Genomic DNA, 26,068 nt, shown 5'->3' with positions numbered 1-26,068 from the left:
GGAGCGCGGCATGCGCTGGATCCTGTTGATGGTGTTAAGCGTCAGCCTGCCGGCCCTGGCCGATCTCGAGTACTCACTCAAGCCCCGGCAGATCGCCCAGGACACTTGGTTGCTGGAAGGCAGCACGGATAATTTCGCCAAGGCCAATGGCGGCAATATCGTCAACACCGCGTTCATCGTCACTGAACGCGGTGTGGTGGTGATCGACACCGGGCCGTCCAGGCGTTACGGCGAAGCGATGCGCAAGGCCATTGCCGCCACTACTGACAAGCCGGTGATCGAGGTCTTGCTGACCCACCACCACCCGGACCATGTGCTGGGCAATCAAGCCTTCGCCGACGTGCCGATCGGTGCCCTGGCCGGCACCACCGAGCTGTTGCACCGGCAAGGCGATGCCATGGCCGAAAATATGTACCGCATGGTGGGTGACTGGATGCGTGGCACCGAAGTGGTGCTGCCGACGCAGACGCTGACACCCGGCGTGAAAAGTTTTGGGAATCACGATCTGCGCTTGCTGAGCCTGGGTGGGCATACGGGCGCGGATCTGGCTATTCTCGACCAGCGAACCGGCGTGCTGTTTGCCGGGGACCTGGTGTTTTATCAACGGGCCCTGACCACGCCCAACAGTCCAGGGCTGTCGGTATGGCTGGCGGACATCGCGACCCTGCAAGGCTTGCCCTGGACTCAGGTCGTGCCGGGTCATGGGCCGGTGGCCAGCGATCCACAACCCTTCGAGCAGATGCGCGATTACCTGACCTGGCTCGATCAGCTCATGCGCGACGGCGCCGCCAATGGCAGCGACATGGCCGAGATGATCCGCAGCCCCATCCCTGAACGCTTCGCCAGCATCAATTTGAGCCGCTACGAACTGATCCGCAGCGTCAGCCACCTGTACCCGCGTTACGAGCGCGAGCGGATGACGCGGGTGGATTCCAACCGCCAATAAGCGACTCATTTCCCCTGTAGGAGCGAGCCTGCTCGCGATGGACGTTAACGATAACGCAAGCTGCCTGGATGAACGCGGTGGTCTGACGTTTTTCGCGAGCAGGCTCGCTCCTACAGGGGGGCGGCGCCGTTCACAAAATCTCGTGTCCATCTCATCCGACCTGCTACCAAGGAACTAGCAATCTCCTCATTGCGGGCAATTGTTGCCAGGGCGGCGGCGCTCAAGAATCTGCACCAGACCGGGAAAATTTCCCGGACATAACAAAAAATCCGCAGAGGAAGCCGTCATGACCCAACCCGCACGTCGCCAGCCCTTCGTCTTGAGCCTGCTGCTCAGTGCCATGCTGTTGTCCGGCCAGGCATTGGCCGGGGTTTCCGACCAGGACATTCTCCAGGACCCGAAAAACCCGGAACAGGTCGTGACCAACGGCCTCGGCGTTCAGGGTCAGCGCTACAGCCCGCTGGATATTCTCAACGTCGACAACGTCAAGGAGTTGCGACCGGCGTGGGCGTTTTCCTTCGGCGGTGAAAAACAGCGTGGCCAGCAAGCGCAGCCGATGGTCAAGGACGGCGTGATGTACATGACCGGTTCCTACTCCCGGGTGTTCGCCGTGGATGCGCGCACCGGCAAGAAACTCTGGCAATACGACGCACGCCTGCCCGATGACATCCGCCCTTGCTGCGACGTGATCAACCGTGGCGTCGCGCTGTATGGCGACCTGGTGATTTTCGGCACCCTCGACGCCAAGCTCGTGGCGCTGAACAAGGACACCGGCAAGGTGGTGTGGAGCAAGAAAGTCGCCGACCACAAGGAAGGCTACTCGATCAGCGCCGCGCCGCTGGTGATCAACGGCAAGCTGATTACCGGCGTGGCCGGTGGCGAGTTCGGCGTGGTGGGCAAGATCGAGGCCTACGATCCGAAAAACGGTGACCTGTTGTGGACCCGGCCGACGGTCGAAGGCCATATGGGCTACGTCTACAAGGACGGCAAAGCCGTGGAAAACGGCATCTCCGGCGGCGAGGCGGGCAAGACCTGGCCGGGCGATCTGTGGAAGACCGGCGGCGCAGCTCCCTGGCTTGGCGGCTATTACGACCCGGAAACCAACCTGCTGCTGTTCGGCACCGGCAACCCGGCGCCGTGGAACTCGCACCTGCGCCCTGGCGACAACCTCTACTCGTCATCGCGCCTGGCGCTCAACCCGGACGACGGCACCATCAAGTGGCACTTCCAGAGCACCCCCCACGATGGTTGGGACTACGACGGCGTGAACGAGCTGGTGTCGTTCAACTACAGCGAAGGCGGCAAGGAGATCAAGGCGGCGGCCACGGCCGACCGTAACGGTTTCTTCTACGTGCTGGACCGCACCAACGGCAAATTCATCCGTGGCTTCCCGTTCGTGGACAAGATCACCTGGGCCACCGGCCTGGATAAGAACGGCCGGCCGATCTACAACGAGGCCAGCCGTCCCGGCGCCCCGGGCTCGGAAGTCAAGGGCAGTTCGGTGTTCGTGGCGCCGGCGTTCCTCGGCGCGAAAAACTGGATGCCGATGGCTTACAACCAGGACACCGGGCTGTTCTATGTGCCGTCCAACGAATGGGGCATGGACATCTGGAACGAAGGCATCGCCTACAAGAAAGGCGCGGCGTTCCTCGGTGCCGGCTTCACCATCAAGCCGTTGAACGAGGACTACATCGGCGTACTGCGGGCCATCGATCCGAAAACCGGCAAGGAAGTCTGGCGCCACAAGAACTACGCGCCGCTGTGGGGCGGGGTGCTGACCACCAAGGGCAACCTGGTGTTCACCGGCACGCCGGAAGGTTTCCTGCAGGCGTTCAACGCCAAGACCGGCGAAAAGGTCTGGGAGTTCCAGACCGGCTCCGGCGTGCTCGGCTCGCCCGTGACCTGGGAAATGGACGGCGAACAGTACGTCTCGGTGCTCTCCGGCTGGGGCGGCGCGGTACCGCTGTGGGGCGGCGAAGTGGCCAAGCGCATCAAGGACTTCAACCAGGGCGGCATGCTCTGGACCTTCAAGCTGCCCAAGGACCTGGTGGCCAAGCATTGATCCCGATTCCACCGCATAACCCCTGTAGGAGCGAGCTCGCTCGCGATGGTCGTAAACGGTAACGCTGGAAACCTGACACCCCGTGGCGTTCTCGGGTTCATCGCGAGCAAGCTCGCTCCTACGACTAAATAACGAGAGCCCCTCCTGCCAACGATGCATTCGTCTGGCACGCGGGGCTCTCTAGTATCGGCTCATCGCCTGTCAGTACGACAGGCATCGACCCAGACAGAGGCCCACCATGATCTACGCACAACCCGGAACCCCAGGCGCCGTCATTACCTTCAAGCCGCGCTACGGCAACTTCATCGGCGGCGAGTTCGTCGCTCCGATCAATGGCGAGTACTTCACCAACACCTCGCCGGTCAACGGCGAAGTGATCGCCGAGTTCCCGCGCTCCAGCGCCGCCGACATCGACAGGGCCCTCGACGCCGCCCACGCCGCTGCCGACGCCTGGGGCAAGACCTCGGCCCAGGACCGCTCCCTGGTACTGCTGAAAATCGCCGATCGCATCGAGCAAAATCTGGAAGTGCTCGCTGTCACTGAAACCTGGGACAACGGCAAGGCCGTGCGCGAAACCCTGAACGCCGACGTGCCGCTGGCGGCCGACCACTTCCGTTACTTCGCTGGTTGCATCCGCGCCCAGGAAGGCGGGGCTGCCGAGATCAACGAGCTGACCACGGCCTATCACTTCCATGAGCCCCTGGGCGTGGTCGGGCAGATCATTCCGTGGAACTTCCCGCTGCTGATGGCCGCCTGGAAACTCGCCCCGGCCCTGGCCGCCGGCAACTGCATCGTGCTCAAGCCTGCCGAGCAAACGCCGCTGTCGATCATGGTCTTCGCCGAGCTCATCGCCGACCTGCTGCCGGCGGGCGTGCTGAACATCGTCCAGGGCTTCGGTCGCGAAGCCGGCGAGGCCCTGGCCACCAGCAAACGCATCGCCAAGATCGCCTTCACCGGCTCGACCCCGGTGGGTGCGCACATCATGCATTGTGCCGCCGAGAACATCATCCCGAGCACCGTCGAGCTGGGCGGCAAGTCGCCGAACATCTTCTTCGAAGACATCATGAACGCTGAGCCTGCGTTCATCGAAAAAGCCGCCGAAGGCCTGGTGCTGGCGTTCTTCAACCAGGGCGAAGTCTGCACCTGTCCGTCCCGGGCGCTGGTGCAGGAGTCGATCTACGAGCCGTTCATGGCCGAGGTGATGAAGAAGATCGTCAAGATCAAGCGCGGCAACCCGCTGGACACCGAGACCATGGTCGGCGCCCAGGCGTCCGAGCAGCAATATGACAAGATCCTCTCGTACCTGACGATTGCCCAGGAGGAGGGCGCCGAGCTGCTCACCGGCGGCGCGGCCGAACGACTGGAGGGCGACCTGTCCAGCGGTTACTACATCCAGCCGACGTTGCTCAAGGGTCACAACAAGATGCGTGTGTTCCAGGAAGAAATCTTCGGCCCGGTGGTGGGCGTCACCACCTTCAAGGACGAAGCCGAAGCCCTGGCCATCGCCAACGACAGCGAGTTCGGCCTCGGCGCCGGCCTCTGGACCCGCGACATCAACCGCGCCTACCGCATGGGGCGGGCGATCAAGGCCGGGCGTGTGTGGACCAACTGTTACCACCTGTACCCGGCACACGCCGCGTTCGGTGGCTACAAGAAGTCCGGCGTCGGCCGGGAAAACCACAAGATGATGCTCGATCATTACCAGCAGACCAAAAACCTGCTGGTGAGCTACGACATCAATCCGCTGGGGTTCTTCTGATTTCGCACTGATGGCAAGCACTCTGTAGGAGCGAGCCTGCTCGCGATGGTCGTCAACGATAACGCGGGAAGCCTGGTGCCCGTGGCGTTCTCGGGATCATCGCGAGCAAGCTCGCTCCTACAGTATTTGTGTGTGCATGACGATCGCGCACCCCCCTACCAAATCACCCCCAAAGCTCCTTCGAAAGTAGCATTCGGGCACTCGATGCCCCGTGCATTAATGGCTCTACCGGAATCACCCGGCACAAGAAGAGGAATGACCCATGTGGACTAAACCCGCGTTTACCGATCTGCGCATTGGCTTCGAAGTGACGATGTATTTCGCCAACCGTTGATTGATCACCCGGCCAGCCGCTGCGTTGGCCGGGCCTGCCTTCTGGAGCATCCGCCATGCACATTCGCGTTCTCGGTTCCGCCGCCGGCGGTGGTTTCCCGCAGTGGAACTGCAACTGCCGCCAGTGCGCCGGTGTGCGCAATGGCAGCCTGCGGGCACAGCGCCGTACGCAGTCGTCGATTGCCCTGAGCGACGACGGTGTGGAGTGGGTGCTGTGCAACGCGTCACCGGACATCCGTGCGCAACTCGAGAGTTTTGCGCCCATGCAGCCGGCGCGGCGCCTGCGTGACAGCGCCATCGCCGGCATCGTGCTGCTTGACAGCCAGATCGACCATTGCACCGGTTTGCTCAGCCTGCGCGAAGGCTGTCCGCATGCAGTGTGGTGCACCGAGCGCGTGCATCAGGACCTGAGCAGTGGTTTCCCGTTGTTCAACATGCTGGAGCACTGGAACGGCGGATTGCACTGGCAACCGGTTGGCCTCGAGCGCCAGCCGTTCAGCATCCCGGCCTGCGAGCATTTGCAATTTCGCGCGATTCCCCTGGTGAGCAACGCGCCGCCGTATTCACCCAATCGCGGCAACCCGCAACCGGGCGACACCATAGGCCTGTTCATCGAAGACCTGCGCAACGGCGCCTCGCTGTTCTATGCCCCGGGGCTTGGCCGAATCGATGATGAAGTGCTGGGCTGGATGCAGCGTGCCGATTGCCTGCTGCTGGACGGCACCCTGTGGCGCGACGACGAAATGCGTATCTGCGAAGTCGGCCAGAGCCTGGGCAGCGAAATGGGGCACCTCCCGCAAAGCGGCCCCGGCGGGATGCTGGAAGTGCTGGAAGGGTTCAACCGCCAGCGCAAGGTGCTGATCCACATCAACAACACCAATCCGATCCTGGATGAAGACTCGGCCGAGCGGGCTTTGCTGGAACGGCGGGGGATCGAGGTCGCCCATGACGGCATGAGTATTGAGCTGTAGCTGATGGCCCTATCGCGAGCAGGCTCGCTCCCACAGGGGACACCGCCGATTCAATGTAGGAGCGAGCCTGCTCGCGATAGGGCCAGCGCAGGCACCGCAAAAATTCCCGGAGAACAAAATGACTGACACCCCCATGTCCCCCACAGAATTCGAAGCCGCCCTGCGTGCCAAGGGCGCCTTCTACCACATCCACCACCCCTTCCACCAAGCCATGTACGCCGGCCGCGCCAGCCGCGAGCAGATCCAGGGTTGGGTCGCCAATCGCTTCTACTATCAGATCAACATTCCGCTCAAGGACGCTGCGATTCTCGCCAACTGCCCGGACCGCGACGTGCGCCGGGAGTGGTTGCAACGGATTCTCGACCACGACGGCGTCCCCGGCAGCGAGGGCGGTATCGAAGCCTGGCTACGCCTGGGCGAAGCCGTGGGCCTGGATCGCGAGCAGATCCTGTCCCAGGAACTGGTGCTGCCCGGTGTGCGTTTTGCGGTGGACGCCTACGTCAATTTCGCCCGTCGTGCCTGCTGGCAGGAAGCGGCCAGCAGTTCGCTGACCGAGTTGTTCGCACCGCAGATCCATCAATCGCGACTCGACGCCTGGCCCACTCATTACCCGTGGATCGACGTTGCCGGCTACGACTATTTCCGCACGCGCCTGAGCCAGGCGCGGCGTGATGTCGAGCATGGCTTGCGCATCACCCTGGCGCACTACGTGACGGCCGAGGGGCAACAACGCATGCTGCAGATTCTGCAATTCAAGCTCGACGTGCTGTGGAGCATGCTCGATGCCATGAGCATGGCCTACGAGTTTGCGCGCCCGCCGTATCACACAGTCACCGGCGACAACGTCTGGCACCGGGGGATTGCCCTGTGAGCCTGATCGATCGCCAGCAGTCACCGGCCTTGCGCCGCGGCTTTCGCCTGCAATGGGAGCCCCGTCAGGACTGCCACGTGCTGCTGTACCCCGAAGGCATGATCAAGCTCAACGCCAGTGCCGGACAGATTCTCGACCTGGTGGATGGCCAGCGCAGCGTAGCGGCGATCATTGATCGATTGAGTGCGAATTTCCCCGGCGTACCGGGGATCGACGAAGACGTGCTGGCGTTTCTGGAGGTGGCCCATGCGCAGTTCTGGATCGAGTGAGACGCAGCCCGGACCGCCGTTGTGGCTGCTCGCCGAGCTGACCTACCGCTGTCCGCTGCAATGCCCGTATTGCTCCAACCCGCTGGATTTTGCCCGGCACGGCGAGGAACTGAGCACGGAAGAATGGATTCGCGTATTCCGCGAAGCGCGGGACATGGGTGCCGCGCAATTGGGCTTTTCCGGTGGCGAGCCCCTTGTGCGGCAAGACCTGGCGCAGCTGATCAAGGCCGCCCGGGACATGGGCTACTACACCAACCTGATTACCTCCGGCATCGGCCTGACCGAACAGAAGGTGCGCGATTTCAAGGTGGCCGGGCTGGACCATATCCAGATCAGCTTCCAGGCAGCCGACGAGGCGGTGAACAACATGCTCGCCGGCTCGCGCAAGGCCTTTGCCCAGAAACTGGCCATGGCCAGGGCGGTGAAAGCCCAGGGCTATCCGATGGTGTTGAACTTCGTCACCCATCGGCACAACATCGACCGGATCGCGCAAATCATCGAGTTGTGCCTGGAGCTGGAAGCGGACTTCGTTGAATTGGCCACCTGCCAGTTCTACGGCTGGGCCGAACTCAACCGCGTCGGCCTGTTGCCCACCCGCGAACAATTGCAGCGTGCCGAACGCATCACCAACGAATATCGCCAGCGTCTCGAAGCCCAGGGTCACCCGTGCAAGCTGATCTTCGTCACCCCGGACTACTACGAAGAGCGTCCCAAGACCTGCATGAACGGCTGGGCCAACCTGTTTCTCGACATCACCCCCGACGGCACTGCCTTGCCTTGCCACAGCGCCCGACAGTTGCCGGTGCAGTTTCCCAACGTGCGCGAGCACAGCCTCTCGCACATCTGGAACGACTCGTTCGGCTTCAATCGTTTTCGCGGTGATGACTGGATGAAGGAGCCGTGTCGCTCCTGCGACGAAAAGCACAAGGACCTGGGAGGGTGCCGCTGCCAGGCTTTCATGCTGACGGGTGATGCCGCCAATGCCGACCCGGTGTGCAGCAAGTCGCCCCACCACGGCGTGATCCTCAAGGCCCGCGAGGAATCCGAGGCGCCGGGGTTGGGGATCGAACACCTGACGCTGCGCAATGAGAAGGCTTCCCAGCTGATCTATCGCGGATAAGCCTGGCGACACAAATCCCCTGTAGGAGCGAGCCTGCTCGCGATGGCGGAGTGTCAGCCAACAAACATGTTGAATGTTGAACCGCTATCGCGAGCAGGCTCACTCCTACAAGGGCGGCGCTTTGATCTTTGGTCTGATTGCATTCACAGCTGGATGGTTTAGTGTGGTTTCTACCTTCCAAAACAATAAAAACAGGCTTTCCAATGAGCCAGAGTCTCAACCAGCTGCGTAAGTTCGTTTCGCCTGAAATCATCTTCGGTGCCGGTAGCCGGCACAGTGTCGGCAATTACGCCAAGACCTTTGGCGCGCGCAAGGTCCTGGTGGTCAGCGATCCCGGCGTGATCGCCGCCGGTTGGGTCGCCGATGTCGAAGCCAGCCTGCAAGCCCTGGGCATCGAATACTGCCTGTACAGTGATGTCTCGCCCAACCCGCGGGTCGAAGAGGTGATGCGCGGTGCCGAGCTGTACCGGGAAAACCACTGCGACGTGATCGTCGCCGTCGGTGGCGGCAGCCCGATGGACTGCGGCAAAGGCATCGGCATCGTCGTCGCCCATGGCCGCAGCATTCTCGATTTCGAGGGCGTGGACACCATCCGCGTACCCAGCCCGCCGCTGATCCTGATTCCGACCACTGCCGGCACCTCGGCCGACGTCTCGCAATTCGTGATCATTTCCAACCAGCAGGAACGCATGAAGTTCTCCATCGTCAGCAAGGCGGTGGTGCCGGACGTTTCGCTGATCGACCCGGAAACCACCCTGAGCATGGACCCGTTCCTGTCGGCCTGTACCGGTATCGACGCGTTGGTGCATGCCATCGAAGCCTTCGTGTCCACCGGCCACGGGCCGCTGACCGACCCCCACGCGCTGGAGGCGATGCGCCTGATCAATGGCAACCTGGTGCAAATGATCGCCAACCCGACCGACATCGCCCTGCGCGAGAAAATCATGCTCGGCAGCATGCAGGCCGGGCTGGCGTTTTCCAACGCCATCCTCGGTGCCGTGCATGCCATGTCCCACAGCCTCGGCGGCTTTCTCGATCTGCCCCACGGGCTGTGCAACGCGGTGCTGGTCGAGCACGTGGTGGCCTTCAATTACAACTCGGCACCGGAGCGCTTCAAGGTGATCGCCGAGACCTTTGGCATCGACTGCCGGGGCCTGAATCACCGGCAGATCTGCGGGCGTCTGGTCGAACACTTGATCGCCCTCAAGCATGCCATCGGTTTTCACGAAACCCTCGGTTTGCATGGCGTGCGGACCTCGGACATTCCGTTCCTGTCGCAACATGCGATGCACGATCCGTGCATCCTGACCAACCCGCGCGAGTCCAGCCAGCGTGATGTCGAGGTCGTCTATGGCGAAGCCCTCTGACGAACAACAACGGGCCCTGGCCGGGCTGCTGGGGCTGGGCAGCCATTCGGCGCGCAAGAGTCATTACCCGGAACTGGCCGCGCGCCTGGATGATCTGGAAGCCGAGCGTAACCGCTACAAGTGGCTGTTCGAAAACGCGGTGCACGGGATCTTCCAGGTCAGCCTGCACGATGGCATGCGCGCCGCCAACCCCGCGCTGGCACGCATGCTCGGCTACCAGGACCCGCAGGAGGTGCTGTTCTCCCTGACTGACCTTGCCAGCACCCTGTTCGTCGACGGCGCGCAGGAGCTGGAAAACATCGGCGAAATCCTCAGGCACCAGCGCAGCCTGCACGGCTATGAAACCCGCTTGCGGCGCAAGGACGGCAGTTACCTCGATGTGTTGATGAACCTGCTGCTCAAGCCCGGCCAGGAAGGGCTGGTGGAAGGGTTCGTTTCCGATATCACCGAGCGCAAACTGGCCCAGCAACGCTTGCAGCAACTCAATGACGAACTGGAGCTGCGCGTCGTCGCGCGCACCAATGAATTGCTCGAAGCCAACCGTAATCTTCAGCAGCAGATCACCCAGCGTAAACAGATCGCCCAGGCCTTGCGCGTCGCCCGCGATGCCGCCGAGGCGGCCAATCACAGCAAGGACAAATACCTCGCCGCCGCCAGCCACGACCTGCTGCAACCGCTGAACGCCGCGCGGTTGCTGATTTCGACCTTGCGCGAACGCCAATTGCCGCAAGCTGAACAGCTGCTGGTGGAACGCACTCACCAGGCCCTGGAAGGGGCCGAAGACCTGCTGACGGATCTGCTCGACATTTCCCGTCTCGATCAGGCTGCGGTCAAGCCGGACATCGCCTCGTACCGCCTCGACGAACTGCTCGGGCCGCTGGTGTCGGAGTTTCAGTCTGTCGCCCAGGCGGCCGGCTTGAACCTGCGGGTGCGCATGGCCGATTACGCCATCAGCACCGACTTGCGCCTGATGACGCGGATCCTGCGCAATTTCCTCAGCAATGCCTGCCGCTACACCGACGAAGGCAGCATCCTGCTGGCGGCAAGGCGTCGGGGCGAGATGTTGCGCCTGGAGGTCTGGGACACCGGGCGTGGCATCGCCGCCGACCGGCTCGATTCGATTTTCCTCGAGTTCAACCAGCTGGACGTCGGCCGCGCCGCCGACCGCAAGGGCGTGGGCCTGGGGCTGGCGATCGTCGAGCGCATCGCCAAGATCCTTGGCTATAAAATCGGCGTGTACTCGTTGCCGGGGCGGGGTTCGATGTTCAGCATCGAGGTGCCGATCTCCGACGAGGTTCCGTTACCCGTGAGCCAGGCGGTGCCACAACCGGGCACCGGCAACCCGCTGCCGGGCCGCCGTTTACTGGTGCTCGACAACGAAGTGAGCATTCTCGACAGCATGGGCGCGTTGCTCGGGCAGTGGGGCTGCGACGTTGTAACCGCCACCGATGAAGCAGCTGCGCTGGCGGCGCTGCGCGGGCAGGCGCCGGAACTGATTCTCGCGGACTATCATCTCGACCACGGGGTGGTCGGCTGTGATGTGGTGCGACATTTGCGCGAGCATTTCCACCAGAACATTCCCGCGGTGATCATTACTGCCGACCGCACCGACCATTGTCGGCGTGCGTTGCAGCGGCTCAACGCACCCTTGCTGAACAAACCGGTGAAGCCCGGCAAATTGCGCGCGGTGTTGAGTCAACTGTTGGGGGCCTCTGCCTGAAGCGGCCGATACTGCAGGGTGAAGCCCAGTTCGGTGGCTTGACCTTGTTCCAGCAAACGCAAGCCTGGCCGACCGGGCAGGTGATGCGCGTTGACCGGGTGGCTCACCGGTTCGATGCAGAAAAACCCCAGGCCCACGGGGCAGTAGAGCAGGTAATAATCGCTGCCGGTGGCCTGGCAGTCGAGTTCATAGCCGAGGTCGGGCTGGCGGATCAGGCAGTGGCCGTCCCATTCACAGAAACCGTTGTCCACCAGCGCTTCGGGCAATGACTTGAGTTGCTGAAAATCCCATTCGACCGGCAATGCGCTGAGTTCTGTCGGCAGTTTTGCCCCGTCGCACAACCACACGTGCCGGGCCGGTGCCTGTAGTCGGGAGTTCGCGGTGCGCGGCAGATAGGGATGCAGTCCCAGACCATGCCACGCAGCGTGTTCAGCCAGGTGCGTGACGTGCAGTTCGATGCTCAGCTTGCCCGCGCTCAAATGGAAGCGTTGCCGGGCGCGATACGCAAAGGGGGTTGTGCTGTCGAGCTGCAGGACCACTTCATTCGCGGTTGAAGAAACCACCCGCCACGGCTGCTGCCAGGCACTGCCGTGAATCGGCAGGGGATCGGTGAGGCTATTGGGTGTCAGTGCCAGCCAGCCGTCGGGGCAGTCGAAACCGCCTTCGGCAATCCGGTTGGACCAGGGCACCAAAGGGAAGCAACCGAGCTTGCCCGGCAAACCGCTGTCGAGTGCATGGGCATCAGCGTGGCGCAACAACGGCTGGCCAGTGCTGCGCACGGACCAGTTGACGATACTGCCGCCCAGTTGCGGGGCGAGGGTGAGGCGGGTGAATTCGTCTTCGAGTTCGATGATTTTCAGTGTCATGACCGGTTCTGAGTATTGATGAGTTGTTGTGGCGAGGGAGCTTGTCGGATCGCCGCACCGTCCCGCTCGGCTGCGAAGCAGTCGTGTACATTCTTGAAAAACTGCGGGGGGGCCGCTGCGCGACCCAGCGGGAGCAAGCTCCCTCGCCACAAAAGCCCCTCACCACAAAACCCCTTGATACAGGGAGCTCGCCGACCAGCGTTTTACAACACCAGATGCGGCAACCACAGCGACAGTGCAGGAATGTAGGTCACGGCCAGCAGCACCAGGAACAGCACGCCGTAGAACGGCAGCAGGGCTTTGACGGTAGATTCAATGCTGACTTTACCCACGGCCGACCCCACAAAGAGTACCGCACCCACAGGCGGTGTAATCAAACCAATGCCCAGGTTCACCAGCATGATCATGCCGAACTGCACCGGGTCCACGCCTATGCCGAGGATCACCGGCATCAGGATCGGCGTGAGGATCAGGATCAGCGGCGCCATGTCCATGACCGTACCGAGCAACAGCAGCATGACGTTGATGCACATCAGGATCACGTAACGGTTGTCCGACAGGGTCAGGAACAGCGTGGTGATCTTCGCCGGGATCTGCATCAGGGTCATGATGTAGCCGAAGCTGGCGGCGAAACCGATCAGGATCATCACGATCGAGATCGTGCGCACCGTGCGGTGCATCAGTTTCGGCAGCTCGCTCCACTTGTAGTCGCGGTAGATGAACATGGTCACGAAGAACGACCACAGCACGGCAATCGCCGCCGATTCGGTCGCGGTGAAAATGCCCGACAGAATGCCGCCGAGGATGATCACCATCGCCATCAGGCCCCACAGTGCTTCGCCGCAGATCTTCAGCGCTTCGCGCATCGGAATGACTTCGCCTTTCGGGTAATCGCGCTTCTTGGCGAAAATCAGGCACAGCACCATCAGGCACGCGCTCATCAACAGGCCCGGCACCACGCCGGCCATGAACAGCGAGGCAATCGACACCGTGCCGCCGGCGGCCAGCGAGTAGAGCACCGAGTTGTGGCTGGGCGGTGTCAGCAACGCCTGTACCGAACCGCTGACAGTCACTGCCGTGGCGAATTCCCGGGGATAACCACGGCGTTCCATTTCCGGAATCAGCACCGAACCGACCGAGGCGGTGTCCGCCACCGAGGAACCGGAGATCGCGCCAAAGAAGGTCGAGGCCATGATGTTGACCAGCGACAAGCCGCCGCGCACGAAGCCCACCAGCACCCCGGCGAACGCCACCAGGCGCCGGGACATGCCACCCTCGGCCATGATCGCGCCGGCCAGGACGAAGAACGGGATGGCCAACAGGGAGAACTTGTTCACGCCCCCGGCCACCTGAATCATCAGGGCCTGGAACGGGATGTCGATCCACCAGGCACCGATCAGTGCGGCAAACCCCAGGGCGTAGGCGACCGGCATGCCGATCAGGATCAACGCGATAAAACTGCCCAACAGAATAAAAGCGTCCATTCAGGCAGCCCCTTCGTTTTCTTCAACGAGGTCGAAACGCACGACCCGACGATTGCTCTGGTCGCCGAGCAGGAGTTTTTCCAGGACAAACACCAGCGTCAGCGCGCCGCCAATCGGAATCGGCATGTAGGTGATGCCCACGCGCAGGGTCGGCAGGGCGCTCATGAACTGGTTCCAGGTGGACAGGCACAGCTTGCTGCCCCAGATGGCCATGAACAGGCAGATCGTTGCCATCAGCAGTTGCGCGACAATGGCCGCGGCCTTGCGCAGATGTAGCGGCATGCGGTCGGTGAGCATCGCCACCGCCATGTGCGAGCCGGAGCGGTAGCTGGCGGCTGCGCCGATGAAGGTGAACACCATCATCAGCAGAATGGCGGTGGGCTCCGGCCAGCTTGAGCCGGTGCCGAGGACGTAGCGGGCGAACACGCCCCAGGGAATGATTAACGCAATGGCCAGAACGGAGAGCCCGGCGACCCAGATACAGGTCATGTAGAGCTTGTCATTGATGCCTAGCAGCAGATTCTTCATCGGGTTCCACCGTAACCGGGCGCGCACTGATGTACAGCAACGTCAGTGGCGCCGGGCCTTTCTTGAATGCAGGGAGGGTTACTGAACGGCTTCGATACGCTTGATCAGGTCGGCGTAGGGGGCACCGTATTTCTCGCGGATCGAGGCGGTTGCCTCATAGAAAGGTTTTTTGTCGACGGTGATGAACTCGACACCGGCAGCCTTGAGCTTCTCTTCGCTGCTGGCGGACTTGGCATCCCACAGGGTGCGCTCCTGGGCCTGGGCCGCCTTGGCGGTTTTCTTCACCAGGGCTTGCTGCTCCGGGGTGAGTTTGTTCCAGGTGATTTTCGACATCACGATCGGCTCGGGCAGGATCAGGTGGCCGGTCAGGCTGTAGTACTTGGCGTTCTGGTAGTGGTTGTGTTCGAGCAGGGTCGGCGGGTTGTTTTCCGCGCCGTCGATCACGCCGGTCTGCAGGGCACTGAAGATTTCGCCAGTGTCCATCGCAATGCCGTTACCGCCCATGGCGTTGATGGTTTCGATGAACATCGGGTTGCCTTGCACGCGGATCTTCATGCCCTTGAGGTCTTCGATGCTGCGTACCGGTTTCTTGGTGTAGAGGTTGCGCGTGCCGCCGTCCATCCAGGCCAGGGCGACCAGGTTGAATTCGGAATGGGTGATCTTGTCGAGGATTTCGTCGCCGACCGCCCCGTCGATGACTTTGCGCATGTGCGCCTGGTCGCGGAACACGAATGGCATGTTGAACACGTTCACATCCGGTACCACCGGACCGACGATGCCGAGGCTGACCCGGGCCATCTGTACGGCACCGACCTGGGCCTGTTCGACCACTTCTTTTTCCGAGCCGAGCACACCGCCGGCGAACATCTTGAAGGTCAGCGCGCCGTTGCTGTCGGCCACCAGGGTTTTGCCCAGTTGCTCTTCAGCCACCACGGTCGGGTAACCGGCGGGGTGGATGTCGGCGAATTTGATTTCCAGTGCCTGGGCGGCACTGCTAAGGGAGAAGGCTAATGGAAGTGCAGCGGCGAGCAAGGTGCGTTTGAAGTCCATGGGGGGTGTCTCCAGTTTTGTTGTTTTTATATTCAAGGCACAGCGATGCAGCAGGAGCGCTTTTCTGTCGAGGTTGCTCAGTCGTTGAAACAGGGTTCGGGTAGACCTTTGACGCCGGGGTCGAGGGCGAACACGCCACCGGCCAGTGATTGCGGGTCATGGTCGTCGCCGGGGCGGATCGAGGTCACGAACAGCGTGTCCAGTCGAGGGCCACCGAAGGCGCACATGGTGGGTTTTTTCACCGGTATGGCGAGGGAGCGGTCGAGTCGGCCGTCGGGGGTGAAGCGGTGGATCAAGCCTGCGTCATTGGCGCAGATCCAGTAGCAGCCATCGGCGTCGACCGCCGCGCCGTCGGGGCGACCGGCGTACTGATTCATGTCCACGAACACACGGCGGTTCGACGGCGTACCGGTTTCGATGTCGTAGTCGAAGGTCCAGATCAGTTGCACGCTGGGGTGTGAGTCCGACAGGTACATGGTCTTGCCGTCCGGGCTGAAACCCAGGCCATTGGGCACGATAAAACCGCTCAGTTGCGCTTCGAGTGGCCCACGTTGTCCGGCGCTGTAGCGATACAAGGTACCCTCGGCGGCGTTGGCGCCCATATCCAGCACCATGCTGCCGGCCCAGAAGCGTCCCTGACGATCGCAACGGCCGTCGTTCAAGCGCATGTCGGTGCGGGCATGGTCGACATGGGCCAACTGTTCACTGTCGAGGCTGCCGTCGTTGTGCGGATGCAGGCGGAAGAACCCGCTCTGCATGCCGGCGACCCAGCCGCCATCGCGATGACGTGCAATGCAAGCGAGCATCTCCGGGGTTTTCCAGGCATCCACCAGGCCGGAATCGGCACTCCAGCGCTGTAAACCGCCGGCGGGAATATCGACCCAGTACAGCGCGTTTTCCTCAGGCACCCAGACCGGGCTTTCACCGACGGCGTTGCGGGCGTCGACAATCAATTCGGCTTGCATGGCAACTCATTCCCTTGGTTCTTGTTGTGGGGATCAAGCGGGGCGCGAGGGCTCAGTCACCGAACGGGCCGGCTGCGCAGAAGGCGCCGCCCTGATAGAGCCGCGCCGGGTCGTCGGCGGCTGGCATCGGCTGGGTTTCGATTTTTTCGCGGAACACTTCGGAACTGTCCTGCGGGACAAAACCCAGGGCCGTGGCGTAGCGGTTGTCCCACCAGATGTCCTTGTTGTCGGACATGCCGTAGACCACGGTGTGGCCGACATTCGGCGTGTACAAGGCGCGTTCGAGCAGTCGGGTCAGGTCGCCGAAGCTCAGCCAGGTGCTCATCATCCGGCGGTTATGCGGTTCCGGGAACGACGAGCCGATGCGCACACTGACGGTCTCGATGCCATAGCGGTCGAAGTAGAACGTGGCCATGTCTTCGCCGTAGGACTTGGACAGCCCGTAGTAGCTGTCCGGGCGGCGAGGGGAGTGGGCGTCGATCACTTCGTCCTGCTTGTAGAAGCCGATCACATGGTTGGAGCTGGCGAAGATCACCCGCTTCACGCCGTGACGGCGCGCAGCTTCGTAGATGTGGAACACGCCGCAGATGTTGGCGCCGAGGATCTCTTCGAACGAGCGCTCGGTCGACACGCCGCCAAAGTGCAGGATCGCGTCCACGCCTTCGACCAGTTGATGCACCGCCTGCTTGTCGGCGAGGTCGCACGGCATCACTTCTTCGCGATCATCGATGGCCGGCGCGATGTCGGCGATGTCCGACAGGCGAATCACATTGGCGTAGGGGCGCAGGCTTTCGCGCAGGACTTTCCCGAGGCCACCGGCGGCGCCGGTCAGCAGCAGGCGATTGAAAGGGGGGCGGGCGGTTGTGGTGGTCGTCATGGGAATCCTGGACGCGTGGTCGTTGTTATTGATTTGTTGTAGGTTGTCGTACGACTGTGCTGGAGTATCGTTAGGGTTTCCGCTGCTTGTCAACGCGACATTGGTGGAAATTGACGGAGGGTCGTTTCCTGGAGGTCTGATGCAGTTCTTAAAACTCCCGCGCACCTTGTGGGAGTGAGCCTGCTCGCGATAGCGGTCTAACTTTCAACATCGAAGTTGACTGACATTCCGTCATCGCGAGCAGGCTCGCTCCTACAGTGGCTTTGTGTTTACAGCAGGCTGATCGGATAGCTGATGAACACCCGGTTCTCATCGAATTCGTTGGTGCTGAAGCTTTTGCGAATGCTCGCATTACGCCATTTCACGTTGAGGTTTTTCAGCGGGCCGCTCTGCACCGTGTAGGCCAGTTCCGATTCGCGCCCCCATTCCTTGCCGTCGGTGATGGCGCCGGTGTGCACGTTGTCACCGCTGATGTAGCGGTTCATCAGCGTCAGGCCCGGAACGCCCAAGGCGGCGAAGTTGTAGTCGTGGCGCACCTGCCAGGATTTCTCTTGGGCGTTGTCATAGCTGGAGTTGTAGCTGTCGTTGGCCAGGGTGCCGCCGCTGGTGCCATTGACCCGCATCCAGACGTCGTCACCGGTGAGTTTTTGCAGGCCGACGTAGAAGGTGTTGCCGCCGTACTTGGCAGAGAGCAGGGCGAACGCGGTCTTGTTGTCGAGGTCACCGGCCTTGGCACTGCCGTCTTCCTTGCCGATGAAGTAGCCGAGGTTGGCGCCCAGGGTCCAGTCGCCGAGGGGTTGGCTGTGGGTCAGGTTGAAGTATTGCTGCTGGTAGATGTCACTGAGTTCCGAGTACCAGACGCCGACCTGCGTGTGCTTGTCATTGAACGCATATTCACCGCCGCCGAAATTGAAACGGTCCGAGGTAAACGCCGCTTTGCCGTTCATGAACATGTCTTCCATGCTCGCGTCGTTACGCGGGCTGTTTTGCTGGAATTGACCGCCATACAGCGTCAGGCCACTGATTTCGGTGGAGGTCACTTGCGCGCCCTGGAAGGTCTGCGGCAGTGAGCGGCCATCGTCGGAACGCAGGATCGGCAGCACTGGCATCCATTCGCCGACCTTCAATTCGGTTTTCGAAATCTTGCCTTTGAGCGCCACGCCGAGCCGGCCGAAATTGTCGGCGGGGCGGCCGTCGTCGTGGATCGGCAACAGCTGCGTGCCGCCGGTGCCTTTGCCGCCATTGAGCTTCTGCGAGTACAGGCCCAGTACATCGACACCGAAACCCACGGTGCCCTGGGTGAACCCGGACCGGGCGTCGAGAATGAAGTTTTGCGTCCACTCTTCAGCCTTGCCCTGGGGATAGGCCGGGTTGGTGTAGTTGCGATTGATGTAGGCGTTGCGCAGGTTCAGCGTGGCCTTGGCGTCGTCAGTGAAACCTGCGGCCTGGCAGGTGATGGGCAGGACGAGAGCCAGGCCGCTGCAGCCGATCAGGCTGAGAGTGTGGCAACGGGTGAGGGTAGGGCGTGAACCACGGATGGACGAATTGCGGACGAGCTTGCTCACTGTGACGCTCCCTTGTTTCTTGTTTTTATAGTTGTCATACGTCGTCGTACAACATTGGCGGCGATATTTGCGGCATTTCCCGAGGTTGTCAATCGGAAGTTATACGATGACCTGTCCGGGAGGCGGGGGAGTGAAATGTTTGGTTTGACCCTGTCGCCGCGAGCTAGAGCGGGTGCTAGTCTTGTTCAACGCTGTTGTCAGGGAGCCCTTATGGGCAATCACAAGATCGAGATTCGTCGCAGTAACGTCGAAAAAATTCTGCTGGGGGCGGAAAAGGTCTTCGCTGAAAAGGGCTTCGGCAGCACCGCCATGGCCGACATCGCCGCCGAGGTGCAACTGCCGCGTTCCAACCTGCACTACTACTTCAGCACCAAGACCGAACTGTACAGTGCCGTGCTGTTCGACTTGCTGGAAGTCTGGAAGCAGGACGCGCTGTGCTTCGAGATGTTCGATGACCCGCGTGTGGTGCTCAGCAGCTACATTCGCGCCAAGATGAACCATTCCCGCAGCCGGCCCTACGGTTCGAAAGTCTGGGCCAACGAAATCATCCATGGCGCGCCGACCCTCGGCGCAGCGCTGGACGCGAGCCTGTATGACTGGGCCAAGATGAAGGAAGCGAAAATCCGCCAGTGGGTGGACGACAAACGCATCCTGCCGGTGGAGCCGTCGAGCCTGCTGTACATGATCTGGGCCTCGACCCAGCACTATGCTGACTTCGATCACCAGGTGAATATTCTCAATGATCACCAGCCGTTGTCGGACATGCAATTTGAAAAAGCGGTGCAGACGGTGACCAGTGTGATTTTGCGGGGGATTGGGTTGGAGCCCTGAGATTTGTGTTGTTGCGGCTGGCCCCATCGCGAGCAGGCTCGCTCCTACAGTTGAAATGCATTCCAATGTAGGAGCGAGCCTGCTCGCGATGGGGCCAGCTCAAACGCCTGTGATCTCAAGGGCCGACGTGATACGGATTCCTCGGATCATGATTCCAGTCCAGGAACGGCTTGCTGTTCTCCACCGGCACCATCTCGATGCAATCCTGCACCGGGCAGGTGATCTGGCACAGGTTGCAGCCCACACACTCCTCATCGATCACCTGGTATTTGTGCGTGCCGTCCGCTTGCTTGAGGCTGGCCACGGCCTGGTGCGAGGTGTCCTCACAAGCGATATGGCAACGACCGCAACCGATGCACGCGTCCTGATCGATTTTCGCGATCACCTGATAGTTGATGTCCAGGTACTTCCAGTCCGTGGTGTTGCCCACCGCGCGCCCGGAAAACTCCGAAATGCTGGCGTAGCCCTGACTGTCCATCCAGCGTGACAAACCGTCCTTCATGTCTTCGACAATCCGGAAACCATGCAGCATCGCCGCCGTGCATACCTGCACCGAGCCACTGCCGAGCGCGATGAATTCCGCAGCATCGCGCCAGTTGCCAATGCCGCCGATGCCACTGATCGGCAGGCCCTGGGTCTGCGGGTCGCGGGCGATTTCAGCCACCATGTTCAAGGCAATCGGCTTGACGGCCGAACCACAATAACCGCCATGGGTGCTTTGGCTGCCGACCATGGGGTTGGCGACCATGCGTTCAAGGTTGACGCTGGTGATCGAGTTGATGGTGTTGATCAACGACACCGCATCGGCACCGCCACGGTGCGCGGCGCGGGCGGCGACGCGGATGTCGGTGATGTTCGGCGTGAGCTTGACGATCACCGGCAGCGAGCAATACGTCTTGCACCAGCGGGTGACCTGTTCCACGTATTCCGGCACCTGGCCGACCGCTGCGCCCATGCCACGTTCCGGCATGCCGTGGGGGCAACCGAAGTTCAGCTCGATGCCGTCGGCGCCGGTGGCCTCCACCAGCGGCAGGATGTTTTTCCAGGACTCTTCGACACAGGGCACCATCAAGGACACGATCAGCGCACGGTCCGGCCAGTCCTTTTTGACCTGGGTGATTTCCCGCAGGTTGATCTCCAGCGAGCGGTCGGTGATCAGTTCGATATTGTTGAAACCGAGCACCTCCCGGTTAGCCCCGAAGTGCGCCGAGTAGCGCGACGATACGTTCACCGCCGCCGGGTCTTCCCCCAGGGTTTTCCAGACCACGCCACCCCAGCCGGCCTCGAAGGCGCGGACCACGTTGTAGGCTTTGTCGGTCGGCGGCGCGGAGGCCAGCCAGAATGGGTTGGGTGCTTTGATGCCGGCGAAGACAATCGACAGATCGGCCATTTACGCAGCCTCCACATTGAGCATCAGTTGAGCGTTGATCGCCTCGGCGGCGCGTTTGCCATGCTGCACCGCTTGCACGGTGAGGTCCTGGTCGAGGCTGGTGCAGTCTCCGCCGGCATACACGCCGGGGATACTGGTGCGCAGGTTTTCATCGACTTCGATGCGTTCGCCCTGGCGCTTGAGTTCACGGGCCAGCGGATCGCTGAGGGCGCTGGCGTCGAAAGCCTGGCCGATGGCCTTGAAGATTGCATCGGCGGCCAGTTCGAAGGTTTCACCGGTGGTTTGCAGGCGACCTTCGACCAGATGGGTGCGGGCGAAACGCATGCCGCGCACGCGGCCGTGGTCATCGAGCAGCACTTCTTCGGGTTGTGCCCAGGTCATCAGCCGCACCTGATTGGCCTTGGCGATCTCCTGTTCGTGATGGGTGGCGCCCATGTCTTCGGTGCCACGGCGGTACACCAGATTCACGTCATGGGCACCGAGGCGGGCCATTTGCACCGCCATGTCGATAGCGGTGTTGCCTGCGCCGAGGACAATGCAATGGTCGGCCAGGGGCAGTTGGCTCAGGTCATCGGCCTGGCGCAGTTCGCGGATGTAGTCGGTGGCGGCGAGCAGGCCGGGCGCGTCTTCGTGGGCCAGGCCCAGTTGTTTGCTGGCGTTGAGCCCGAGGCCGAGGAAGACCGCATCGAACTGTTGATGCAGTTCGCTGAGGGTCAGGTTCTCTCCGAGTTTCTGCCCGTGGCGGATTTCGATCCCGCCAATCTGCAACAGGAACTCAAGCTCCTTTTGTGCGTAGTCATCCACCAGTTTGTATTTGGCGATCCCGTATTCATTGAGGCCGCCAGCCTTTTCCCGCGCCTCGAAGATCACCACGTCATGCCCGTGCATGGCGCTGCGGTGGGCGCAGGACAACCCGGCCGGACCGGCACCGACCACGGCGATGCGTTTGCCGGTGCTGGCAGCACGTTGGAAGGGGTGGGCGCTGAAGTGGGCGTTGTCCACGGCGTAGCGTTGCAACAGGCCGATCAAGACCGGCGCGCATTCGTGAGCGTTGTTGCGCACGCAGGCTTGCTGGCAAAGAATTTCCGTCGGGCACACCCGGGCGCAACTGCCGCCGAGGATGTTGGCCGAGAGGATCTTCTGCGCGGCGCCTTGCACGTTGTCCTGCGCAATGTTGCGGATGAACGAGGGAATGTCGATCTCGCTCGGACAGGCATTCACGCAGGGCGCGTCGTAGCAATACAGGCAGCGCGAGGCTTCCAGGTGCGCCTGACGCTCGTTGAGCGGCGGCGCCAGATCGGTGAAATGGCCGGCGAGGGCGGCCGCATTCTCAATGGGATGCGGGAGGTGGTCCAGGGTCTTGATCACGGTTTTGGCCTCACGGTTATTTGAGGTGCTGCCTCTGAATGGGCATTGTTTTTTGTGTTGTCTGTACGGGCCTCTTCGCGAGCAGGCTCGCTCCCACAGGGGAATGCATTTCAAATGTGGGAGCGAGCCTGCTCGCGAAGGCCGAAGGCCTCGATTTCAGCGTTTCACGGCAACCGGCTGATTCAACTCCGCCCGCTTGCTCAGCAAATCAAACACCGCCGGGTACGCCGGCCGTTCGATATACCGCCCGGCCCCGCGCTCGGCGCGCAGGTCGCCGTCGGCCCAGACCACGCGGCCCTGGCTGATGGTGTGGCTGGGCACGCCGCGCACGGTCTTGCCTTCGAAGATGTTGAAGTCCACCTGCTGATGGTGGGTCTTGGCGGAAATGGTCCGCGTGCCTTGCGGGTCCCACAGCACCAGGTCGGCATCGGCACCGACGCGGATCGCGCCTTTGCGTGGGTAGAGATTGAAGATCTTCGCCGTGTTGGTGGACGTCAGCGCGACGAATTGCTGCATCGAAAAGCGTCCGCTGTTCACGCCTTCATCCCACAACACCGCCATGCGGTCTTCGATGCCGGCGGTGCCGTTGGGGATCTTGCTGAAGTCGTCGCGGCCCGCGGCTTTCTGCTCAGCGCAGAAGCAACAGTGGTCGGTGGCGGTGGTGTGCAGATTGCCCGATTGCAGGCCATGCCAGAGCGCCTCTTGGTGACCGCGGGGACGGAACGGCGGGCTCATCACGTAACCGGCGGCGGTCTGCCAGTCCGGATCGCGGTAGACGCTGTCGTCCAGCAGCAGGTGCCCGGCCAGCACTTCGCCGTACACCGGCTGGCCCTTGCCCCGGGCGTAGGTGATTTCGTCCAGGGCTTCCTTGGTCGAGACGTGGACTAGGTACAGCGGCGTACCCAGGGTTTCGGCGATGCGGATCGCCCGGCTCGCCGCTTCGCCTTCCACCTGCGACGGCCGCGACAGTGGGTGGGCTTCCGGCCCGGTGATGCCTTGGGCCATCAGCTTGCGTTGCAGGTGATACACCAGTTCACCGTTTTCCGCGTGCACGGTCGGCACCGCGCCCAGTTCCAGGCAACGTTCGAAACTCGCCACCAGGGTGTCGTCGGCGGCCATGATCGCGTTCTTGTAGGCCATGAAGTGCTTGAAGCTGTTGACGCCGTGCTGGCTGACCAGCTCGGCCATTTCCTCGCGGACCTGCTCGCTCCACCAGGTGATGGCGACGTGAAAGCCGTAGTCCGACGCGGACTTCTCGGCCCAGCCGCGCCACTGATGGAAGGCTTCGAGCAAGGATTGCTGTGGATTGGGAATCACGAAGTCGATGATCGAGGTGGTGCCGCCGGCCAGTCCCGCCGCCGTGCCGCTGTAGAAGTCTTCGCTGGCCACGGTGCCCATGAACGGCAGCTGCATGTGGGTGTGCGGATCGATGCCGCCGGGCATCAGGTATTGGCCGCTGCCGTCGAGCACTTCGGCGCCTGCAGGTACATCGAGTTTTTCGCCGATGGCCTTGATCACGCCGTCTGCGCAGTACACATCGGCGCGATAACTTTCATCATGGGTAATAACGGTGGCGCCACGGATCAACAGAGACATTCCGAGTTCCTCGCAGGCAATGACCGGCTTATGCCGGTTCTAGATGTTTTATTCAAAACAGCTCGCACAGAACTAATCCTGTCAACGCTGTCAGGATTAAACGCTAGCTGCACTTATCAGAATCGGCAAGAATATTTTTTATAAGCTTATTAAGTTGTTAACTATTTGATATTTAATGAATAAATACAACGATCACCAAAATGGTGAGGCCGCTCACCATTTTGACGCACTTGACAGGATCTAAAAATGGTCAAGATTTCTTATGTGAAATCAGCTGTTTGAGTATGGTCTATGGTTGATGCGCAGCCATTGAAAAAAAGATCAACGCACCAGATTGAGCCCTGACTGTTTCGACAACTTGCTTGGCATTCGGCCTGAGTGACCTGACAAATAGTCGAATCAGTGAATAAAAGCGATAAACATCAGTTGGTTGCAATGTGTTTATGGAACTGCCCGATGCGTAATCGGGGCACTCGGCACGTTTATTGATGCCGCCAGCCCCTGATGAGCAACAATAATCAAAAGAACAGTGGAGCGGCCATGCAACAGATCAGATCGCAAGTGACCGAGCGCGACGGCTTGTTCGAGCTCGAAGCCGGCAGCGATGTCCTCGACAGTCCCCGTTACAACCACGACATTGCACCGACCAGGGTGCACGAACGCACCTGGAACAAATGGCACATCACCGCGCTGTGGGTGGGCATGGCGATCTGCGTGCCGACCTACACCCTCGGTGGCGTGCTGACCGCGTACTTTGGCCTGACCGTCGGCGAAGCGCTGCTGGCGATCCTGTTCGCCAACATCATCGTATTGATTCCCCTGACGCTTAACGCCTTTCCCGGCACAAAGTACGGCATTCCCTTTCCGGTGTTGCTGCGCTCGTCCTTCGGCGTGCTCGGTTCCAACATTCCGTGCCTGATCCGCGCCGTGGTGGCGTGTGGCTGGTTCGGCATCCAGACCATGTTCGGCGGGCTGGCGATTCACCTGTTCCTCGGCTCTGTGTTCGAGGGCTGGAAATCCCTGGGCGGCACCGGCGAAGTCATCGGCTTCATGGTGTTCTGGGCGCTGAACCTGTGGGTGGTGATCCGCGGCGCCGAGTCGATCAAATGGCTGGAAACCCTGTCGGCACCGCTGTTGGTGCTGGTGGGCGCAGGCCTGCTGGTCTGGGCCATGCCCAACGTGTCGATGAGCGAATTGCTGGCGATCCCGGCCAAGCGCCCCGAAGGTGCCGGCGTGGCCAGCTACTTCGCCGCCGGGCTGACGGCGATGGTCGGCTTCTGGGCTACGTTGTCACTGAACATTCCGGACTTCAGTCGCTACGCAAAAAGCCAGAAGGACCAGATCGTCGGGCAGATCATCGGTTTGCCGCTGACCATGTTCCTGTTTGCCTCCCTGGGCGTGGTGATGACCGCCGCCTCGGTGAAACTGGTGGGCGTCACGGTGTCCGATCCGGTGACCCTGATCGGTCATATCCAGAGCCCGGTCTGGGTCGCACTGGCGATGGCGCTGATCATCATCGCCACGCTGTCGACCAATACCGCAGCCAACATCGTGTCGCCGACCAATGACTTCCAGAACATCGCGCCCAAGGCCATCAACCGTACCAAGGCAGTATTGCTCACCGGGTTTGTCGGCCTGGCATTGATGGCCCATGAGCTGCTGAAAAAACTCGGTTTGATCGTCTCGGACGTCAGTCTGGAATCCGTATATTCCAACTGGTTGCTTGGCTATTCGAGCCTGCTGGGGCCGATCGCCGGGATCATGGTGGTGGACTATTTCCTGATCAGGAAACAGCAACTGGACCTTGCCGGCCTGTACCGCGATGACGTTTATCCGGCGTGGAACTGGTGCGGTTTCCTGGCCTTCGGCGTGCCGGTGGTGTTGACGCTGCTGTCCCTGGGCAGCGATGCCTTCAGCTGGTTCTACAGCTATGGCTGGTTCACCGGCTCGGCGCTGGGTGGGGTTATTTATTACGGGTTGAGTGTGATGCGGCCCAGCCCGTCTGTCGCGAAATCTGCGGTGTGAACACTGGCCCCATCGCGAGCAGGTCGGGTCGCCGCACCGTCGCTCCTACATTTGGAATGCATTCCCCTGTAGGAGCGAGCCTGCTCGCGATGAGGCCTTTGAGTC

General features: G+C 61.6%; 22 protein-coding genes. 12 read left to right on the top strand and 10 right to left on the bottom strand.

Going from position 1 to position 26,068, the window contains the following annotated elements; all coding sequences use genetic code 11:
* Positions 1-10: 10 nt before the first annotated feature.
* The 10 genes from C8K63_RS06510 (at position 11) to C8K63_RS06460 (ending at position 11,418) form a co-directional block, all read left to right on the top strand.
* A complete protein-coding gene (locus C8K63_RS06510) occupies positions 11-946 on the top strand; it encodes a quinoprotein relay system zinc metallohydrolase 1 (RefSeq protein ID WP_108215940.1) in 936 nt (311 codons plus the stop codon).
* 286 nt (positions 947-1,232) lie between these two features.
* On the top strand, positions 1,233-3,008 hold the full coding sequence (locus C8K63_RS06505; protein WP_108215939.1) for a PQQ-dependent methanol/ethanol family dehydrogenase: 1,776 nt from the start codon (positions 1,233-1,235) through the stop codon (positions 3,006-3,008).
* Between the two features lie 238 nt (positions 3,009-3,246).
* The gene (locus C8K63_RS06500; protein ID WP_108215938.1) at positions 3,247-4,767 is read left to right on the top strand and encodes an aldehyde dehydrogenase family protein; all 1,521 of its coding nucleotides are present in this window, start codon (positions 3,247-3,249) and stop codon (positions 4,765-4,767) included.
* 262 nt (positions 4,768-5,029) lie between these two features.
* On the top strand, positions 5,030-5,101 hold the full coding sequence (gene pqqA / locus C8K63_RS06495; RefSeq protein WP_003253598.1) for a pyrroloquinoline quinone precursor peptide PqqA: 72 nt from the start codon (positions 5,030-5,032) through the stop codon (positions 5,099-5,101).
* Positions 5,102-5,156: 55 nt separating this feature from the next.
* Entirely contained in the window at positions 5,157-6,071 is a 915-nt protein-coding gene (gene pqqB, locus C8K63_RS06490; protein WP_108215937.1) for a pyrroloquinoline quinone biosynthesis protein PqqB, read from the top strand.
* A gap of 118 nt (positions 6,072-6,189) precedes the next feature.
* Positions 6,190-6,942: a pyrroloquinoline-quinone synthase PqqC gene (gene pqqC, locus C8K63_RS06485; RefSeq protein ID WP_108215936.1), complete on the top strand. Its 753-nt coding sequence runs from the start codon at positions 6,190-6,192 to the stop codon at positions 6,940-6,942.
* Positions 6,939-7,211 carry a pyrroloquinoline quinone biosynthesis peptide chaperone PqqD gene (gene pqqD / locus C8K63_RS06480; RefSeq protein WP_103393708.1) on the top strand — a complete coding sequence of 91 codons (273 nt, stop codon included), beginning with the start codon at positions 6,939-6,941 and terminating at the stop codon, positions 7,209-7,211. Before pqqC ends, pqqD begins: the two co-directional genes overlap by 4 nt.
* Positions 7,189-8,331, top strand: a complete 1,143-nt coding sequence (gene pqqE / locus C8K63_RS06475; RefSeq protein ID WP_108215935.1) for a pyrroloquinoline quinone biosynthesis protein PqqE — start codon at positions 7,189-7,191, stop codon at positions 8,329-8,331. Before pqqD ends, pqqE begins: the two co-directional genes overlap by 23 nt.
* A gap of 203 nt (positions 8,332-8,534) precedes the next feature.
* Complete coding sequence (gene ercA, locus C8K63_RS06465) at positions 8,535-9,698, top strand: alcohol dehydrogenase-like regulatory protein ErcA (protein ID WP_108215934.1); 1,164 nt, start codon at positions 8,535-8,537, stop codon at positions 9,696-9,698.
* Complete coding sequence (locus tag C8K63_RS06460) at positions 9,682-11,418, top strand: NahK/ErcS family hybrid sensor histidine kinase/response regulator (protein WP_108215933.1); 1,737 nt, start codon at positions 9,682-9,684, stop codon at positions 11,416-11,418. Before ercA ends, C8K63_RS06460 begins: the two co-directional genes overlap by 17 nt.
* Here the strand turns inward: C8K63_RS06460 and C8K63_RS06455 are convergent.
* The 7 genes from C8K63_RS06455 to C8K63_RS06425 form a co-directional block, all read right to left on the bottom strand.
* Positions 11,394-12,284, bottom strand: coding sequence for an aldose 1-epimerase (locus tag C8K63_RS06455; protein WP_108215932.1), 891 nt, complete (start codon positions 12,282-12,284; stop codon positions 11,394-11,396). The two genes, C8K63_RS06460 and C8K63_RS06455, sit on opposite strands and share 25 nt — an antisense overlap.
* 203 nt (positions 12,285-12,487) lie before the next feature.
* Complete coding sequence (locus C8K63_RS06450) at positions 12,488-13,768, bottom strand: TRAP transporter large permease (protein ID WP_046037280.1); 1,281 nt, start codon at positions 13,766-13,768, stop codon at positions 12,488-12,490.
* The gene (locus tag C8K63_RS06445; RefSeq protein ID WP_108215931.1) at positions 13,769-14,296 is read right to left on the bottom strand and encodes a TRAP transporter small permease; all 528 of its coding nucleotides are present in this window, start codon (positions 14,294-14,296) and stop codon (positions 13,769-13,771) included. It abuts the gene before it with no gap.
* A gap of 78 nt (positions 14,297-14,374) precedes the next feature.
* Positions 14,375-15,346, bottom strand: coding sequence for a TRAP transporter substrate-binding protein (locus tag C8K63_RS06440; protein ID WP_108215930.1), 972 nt, complete (start codon positions 15,344-15,346; stop codon positions 14,375-14,377).
* 77 nt (positions 15,347-15,423) lie between these two features.
* On the bottom strand, positions 15,424-16,311 hold the full coding sequence (locus tag C8K63_RS06435) for an SMP-30/gluconolactonase/LRE family protein (protein WP_108215929.1): 888 nt from the start codon (positions 16,309-16,311) through the stop codon (positions 15,424-15,426).
* A gap of 52 nt (positions 16,312-16,363) precedes the next feature.
* Complete coding sequence (locus tag C8K63_RS06430; RefSeq protein WP_108215928.1) at positions 16,364-17,188, bottom strand: NAD(P)-dependent oxidoreductase; 825 nt, start codon at positions 17,186-17,188, stop codon at positions 16,364-16,366.
* 269 nt (positions 17,189-17,457) lie between these two features.
* Positions 17,458-18,753, bottom strand: a complete 1,296-nt coding sequence (locus C8K63_RS06425) for an OprD family porin (RefSeq protein ID WP_256594903.1) — start codon at positions 18,751-18,753, stop codon at positions 17,458-17,460.
* Positions 18,754-18,963: 210 nt separating this feature from the next.
* Here C8K63_RS06425 and C8K63_RS06420 point away from each other — a divergent pair, with 210 nt between their 5' ends.
* Positions 18,964-19,584: a TetR/AcrR family transcriptional regulator gene (locus C8K63_RS06420; RefSeq protein WP_008017494.1), complete on the top strand. Its 621-nt coding sequence runs from the start codon at positions 18,964-18,966 to the stop codon at positions 19,582-19,584.
* A gap of 115 nt (positions 19,585-19,699) precedes the next feature.
* Here the strand turns inward: C8K63_RS06420 and preA are convergent, their stop codons facing one another.
* The 3 genes from preA to hydA all read right to left on the bottom strand — a co-directional run bounded on the left by preA (position 19,700) and on the right by hydA (position 23,938).
* Positions 19,700-20,974, bottom strand: coding sequence for an NAD-dependent dihydropyrimidine dehydrogenase subunit PreA (gene preA, locus C8K63_RS06415; protein WP_108215927.1), 1,275 nt, complete (start codon positions 20,972-20,974; stop codon positions 19,700-19,702).
* On the bottom strand, positions 20,975-22,342 hold the full coding sequence (locus C8K63_RS06410) for an NAD(P)-dependent oxidoreductase (RefSeq protein WP_108215926.1): 1,368 nt from the start codon (positions 22,340-22,342) through the stop codon (positions 20,975-20,977).
* 156 nt (positions 22,343-22,498) lie between these two features.
* Positions 22,499-23,938, bottom strand: a complete 1,440-nt coding sequence (hydA, locus tag C8K63_RS06405; protein WP_108215925.1) for a dihydropyrimidinase — start codon at positions 23,936-23,938, stop codon at positions 22,499-22,501.
* Positions 23,939-24,478: 540 nt separating this feature from the next.
* Here hydA and C8K63_RS06400 point away from each other — a divergent pair.
* Positions 24,479-25,963, top strand: coding sequence for an NCS1 family nucleobase:cation symporter-1 (locus tag C8K63_RS06400; RefSeq protein WP_108215924.1), 1,485 nt, complete (start codon positions 24,479-24,481; stop codon positions 25,961-25,963).
* The last annotated feature ends 105 nt before the right edge of the window (positions 25,964-26,068 follow it).

Origin of the sequence: Pseudomonas sp. GV085 (assembly GCF_003050925.1) — a bacterium.
Lineage (GTDB): Bacteria > Pseudomonadota > Gammaproteobacteria > Pseudomonadales > Pseudomonadaceae > Aquipseudomonas.
This window is presented reverse-complemented; position numbering and strand designations above follow the sequence as displayed.

What these genes read in the sequence shown, in the direction of transcription:
- C8K63_RS06510 (WP_108215940.1), top strand. Translation starts at nt 11, where the DNA reads ATGCGCTGGATCCTGTTGATGGTGTTAAGCGTCAGCCTGCCGGCCCTG.
- C8K63_RS06505 (WP_108215939.1), top strand. Translation starts at nt 1,233, where the DNA reads ATGACCCAACCCGCACGTCGCCAGCCCTTCGTCTTGAGCCTGCTGCTC.
- C8K63_RS06500 (WP_108215938.1), top strand. Translation starts at nt 3,247, where the DNA reads ATGATCTACGCACAACCCGGAACCCCAGGCGCCGTCATTACCTTCAAG.
- pqqB (WP_108215937.1), top strand. Translation starts at nt 5,157, where the DNA reads ATGCACATTCGCGTTCTCGGTTCCGCCGCCGGCGGTGGTTTCCCGCAG.
- pqqC (WP_108215936.1), top strand. Translation starts at nt 6,190, where the DNA reads ATGACTGACACCCCCATGTCCCCCACAGAATTCGAAGCCGCCCTGCGT.
- pqqE (WP_108215935.1), top strand. Translation starts at nt 7,189, where the DNA reads ATGCGCAGTTCTGGATCGAGTGAGACGCAGCCCGGACCGCCGTTGTGG.
- ercA (WP_108215934.1), top strand. Translation starts at nt 8,535, where the DNA reads ATGAGCCAGAGTCTCAACCAGCTGCGTAAGTTCGTTTCGCCTGAAATC.
- C8K63_RS06460 (WP_108215933.1), top strand. Translation starts at nt 9,682, where the DNA reads ATGGCGAAGCCCTCTGACGAACAACAACGGGCCCTGGCCGGGCTGCTG.
- C8K63_RS06455 (WP_108215932.1), bottom strand. Translation starts at nt 12,284, where the DNA reads ATGACACTGAAAATCATCGAACTCGAAGACGAATTCACCCGCCTCACC.
- C8K63_RS06450 (WP_046037280.1), bottom strand. Translation starts at nt 13,768, where the DNA reads ATGGACGCTTTTATTCTGTTGGGCAGTTTTATCGCGTTGATCCTGATC.
- C8K63_RS06445 (WP_108215931.1), bottom strand. Translation starts at nt 14,296, where the DNA reads ATGAAGAATCTGCTGCTAGGCATCAATGACAAGCTCTACATGACCTGT.
- C8K63_RS06440 (WP_108215930.1), bottom strand. Translation starts at nt 15,346, where the DNA reads ATGGACTTCAAACGCACCTTGCTCGCCGCTGCACTTCCATTAGCCTTC.
- C8K63_RS06435 (WP_108215929.1), bottom strand. Translation starts at nt 16,311, where the DNA reads ATGCAAGCCGAATTGATTGTCGACGCCCGCAACGCCGTCGGTGAAAGC.
- C8K63_RS06430 (WP_108215928.1), bottom strand. Translation starts at nt 17,188, where the DNA reads ATGACGACCACCACAACCGCCCGCCCCCCTTTCAATCGCCTGCTGCTG.
- C8K63_RS06420 (WP_008017494.1), top strand. Translation starts at nt 18,964, where the DNA reads ATGGGCAATCACAAGATCGAGATTCGTCGCAGTAACGTCGAAAAAATT.
- preA (WP_108215927.1), bottom strand. Translation starts at nt 20,974, where the DNA reads ATGGCCGATCTGTCGATTGTCTTCGCCGGCATCAAAGCACCCAACCCA.
- hydA (WP_108215925.1), bottom strand. Translation starts at nt 23,938, where the DNA reads ATGTCTCTGTTGATCCGTGGCGCCACCGTTATTACCCATGATGAAAGT.
- C8K63_RS06400 (WP_108215924.1), top strand. Translation starts at nt 24,479, where the DNA reads ATGCAACAGATCAGATCGCAAGTGACCGAGCGCGACGGCTTGTTCGAG.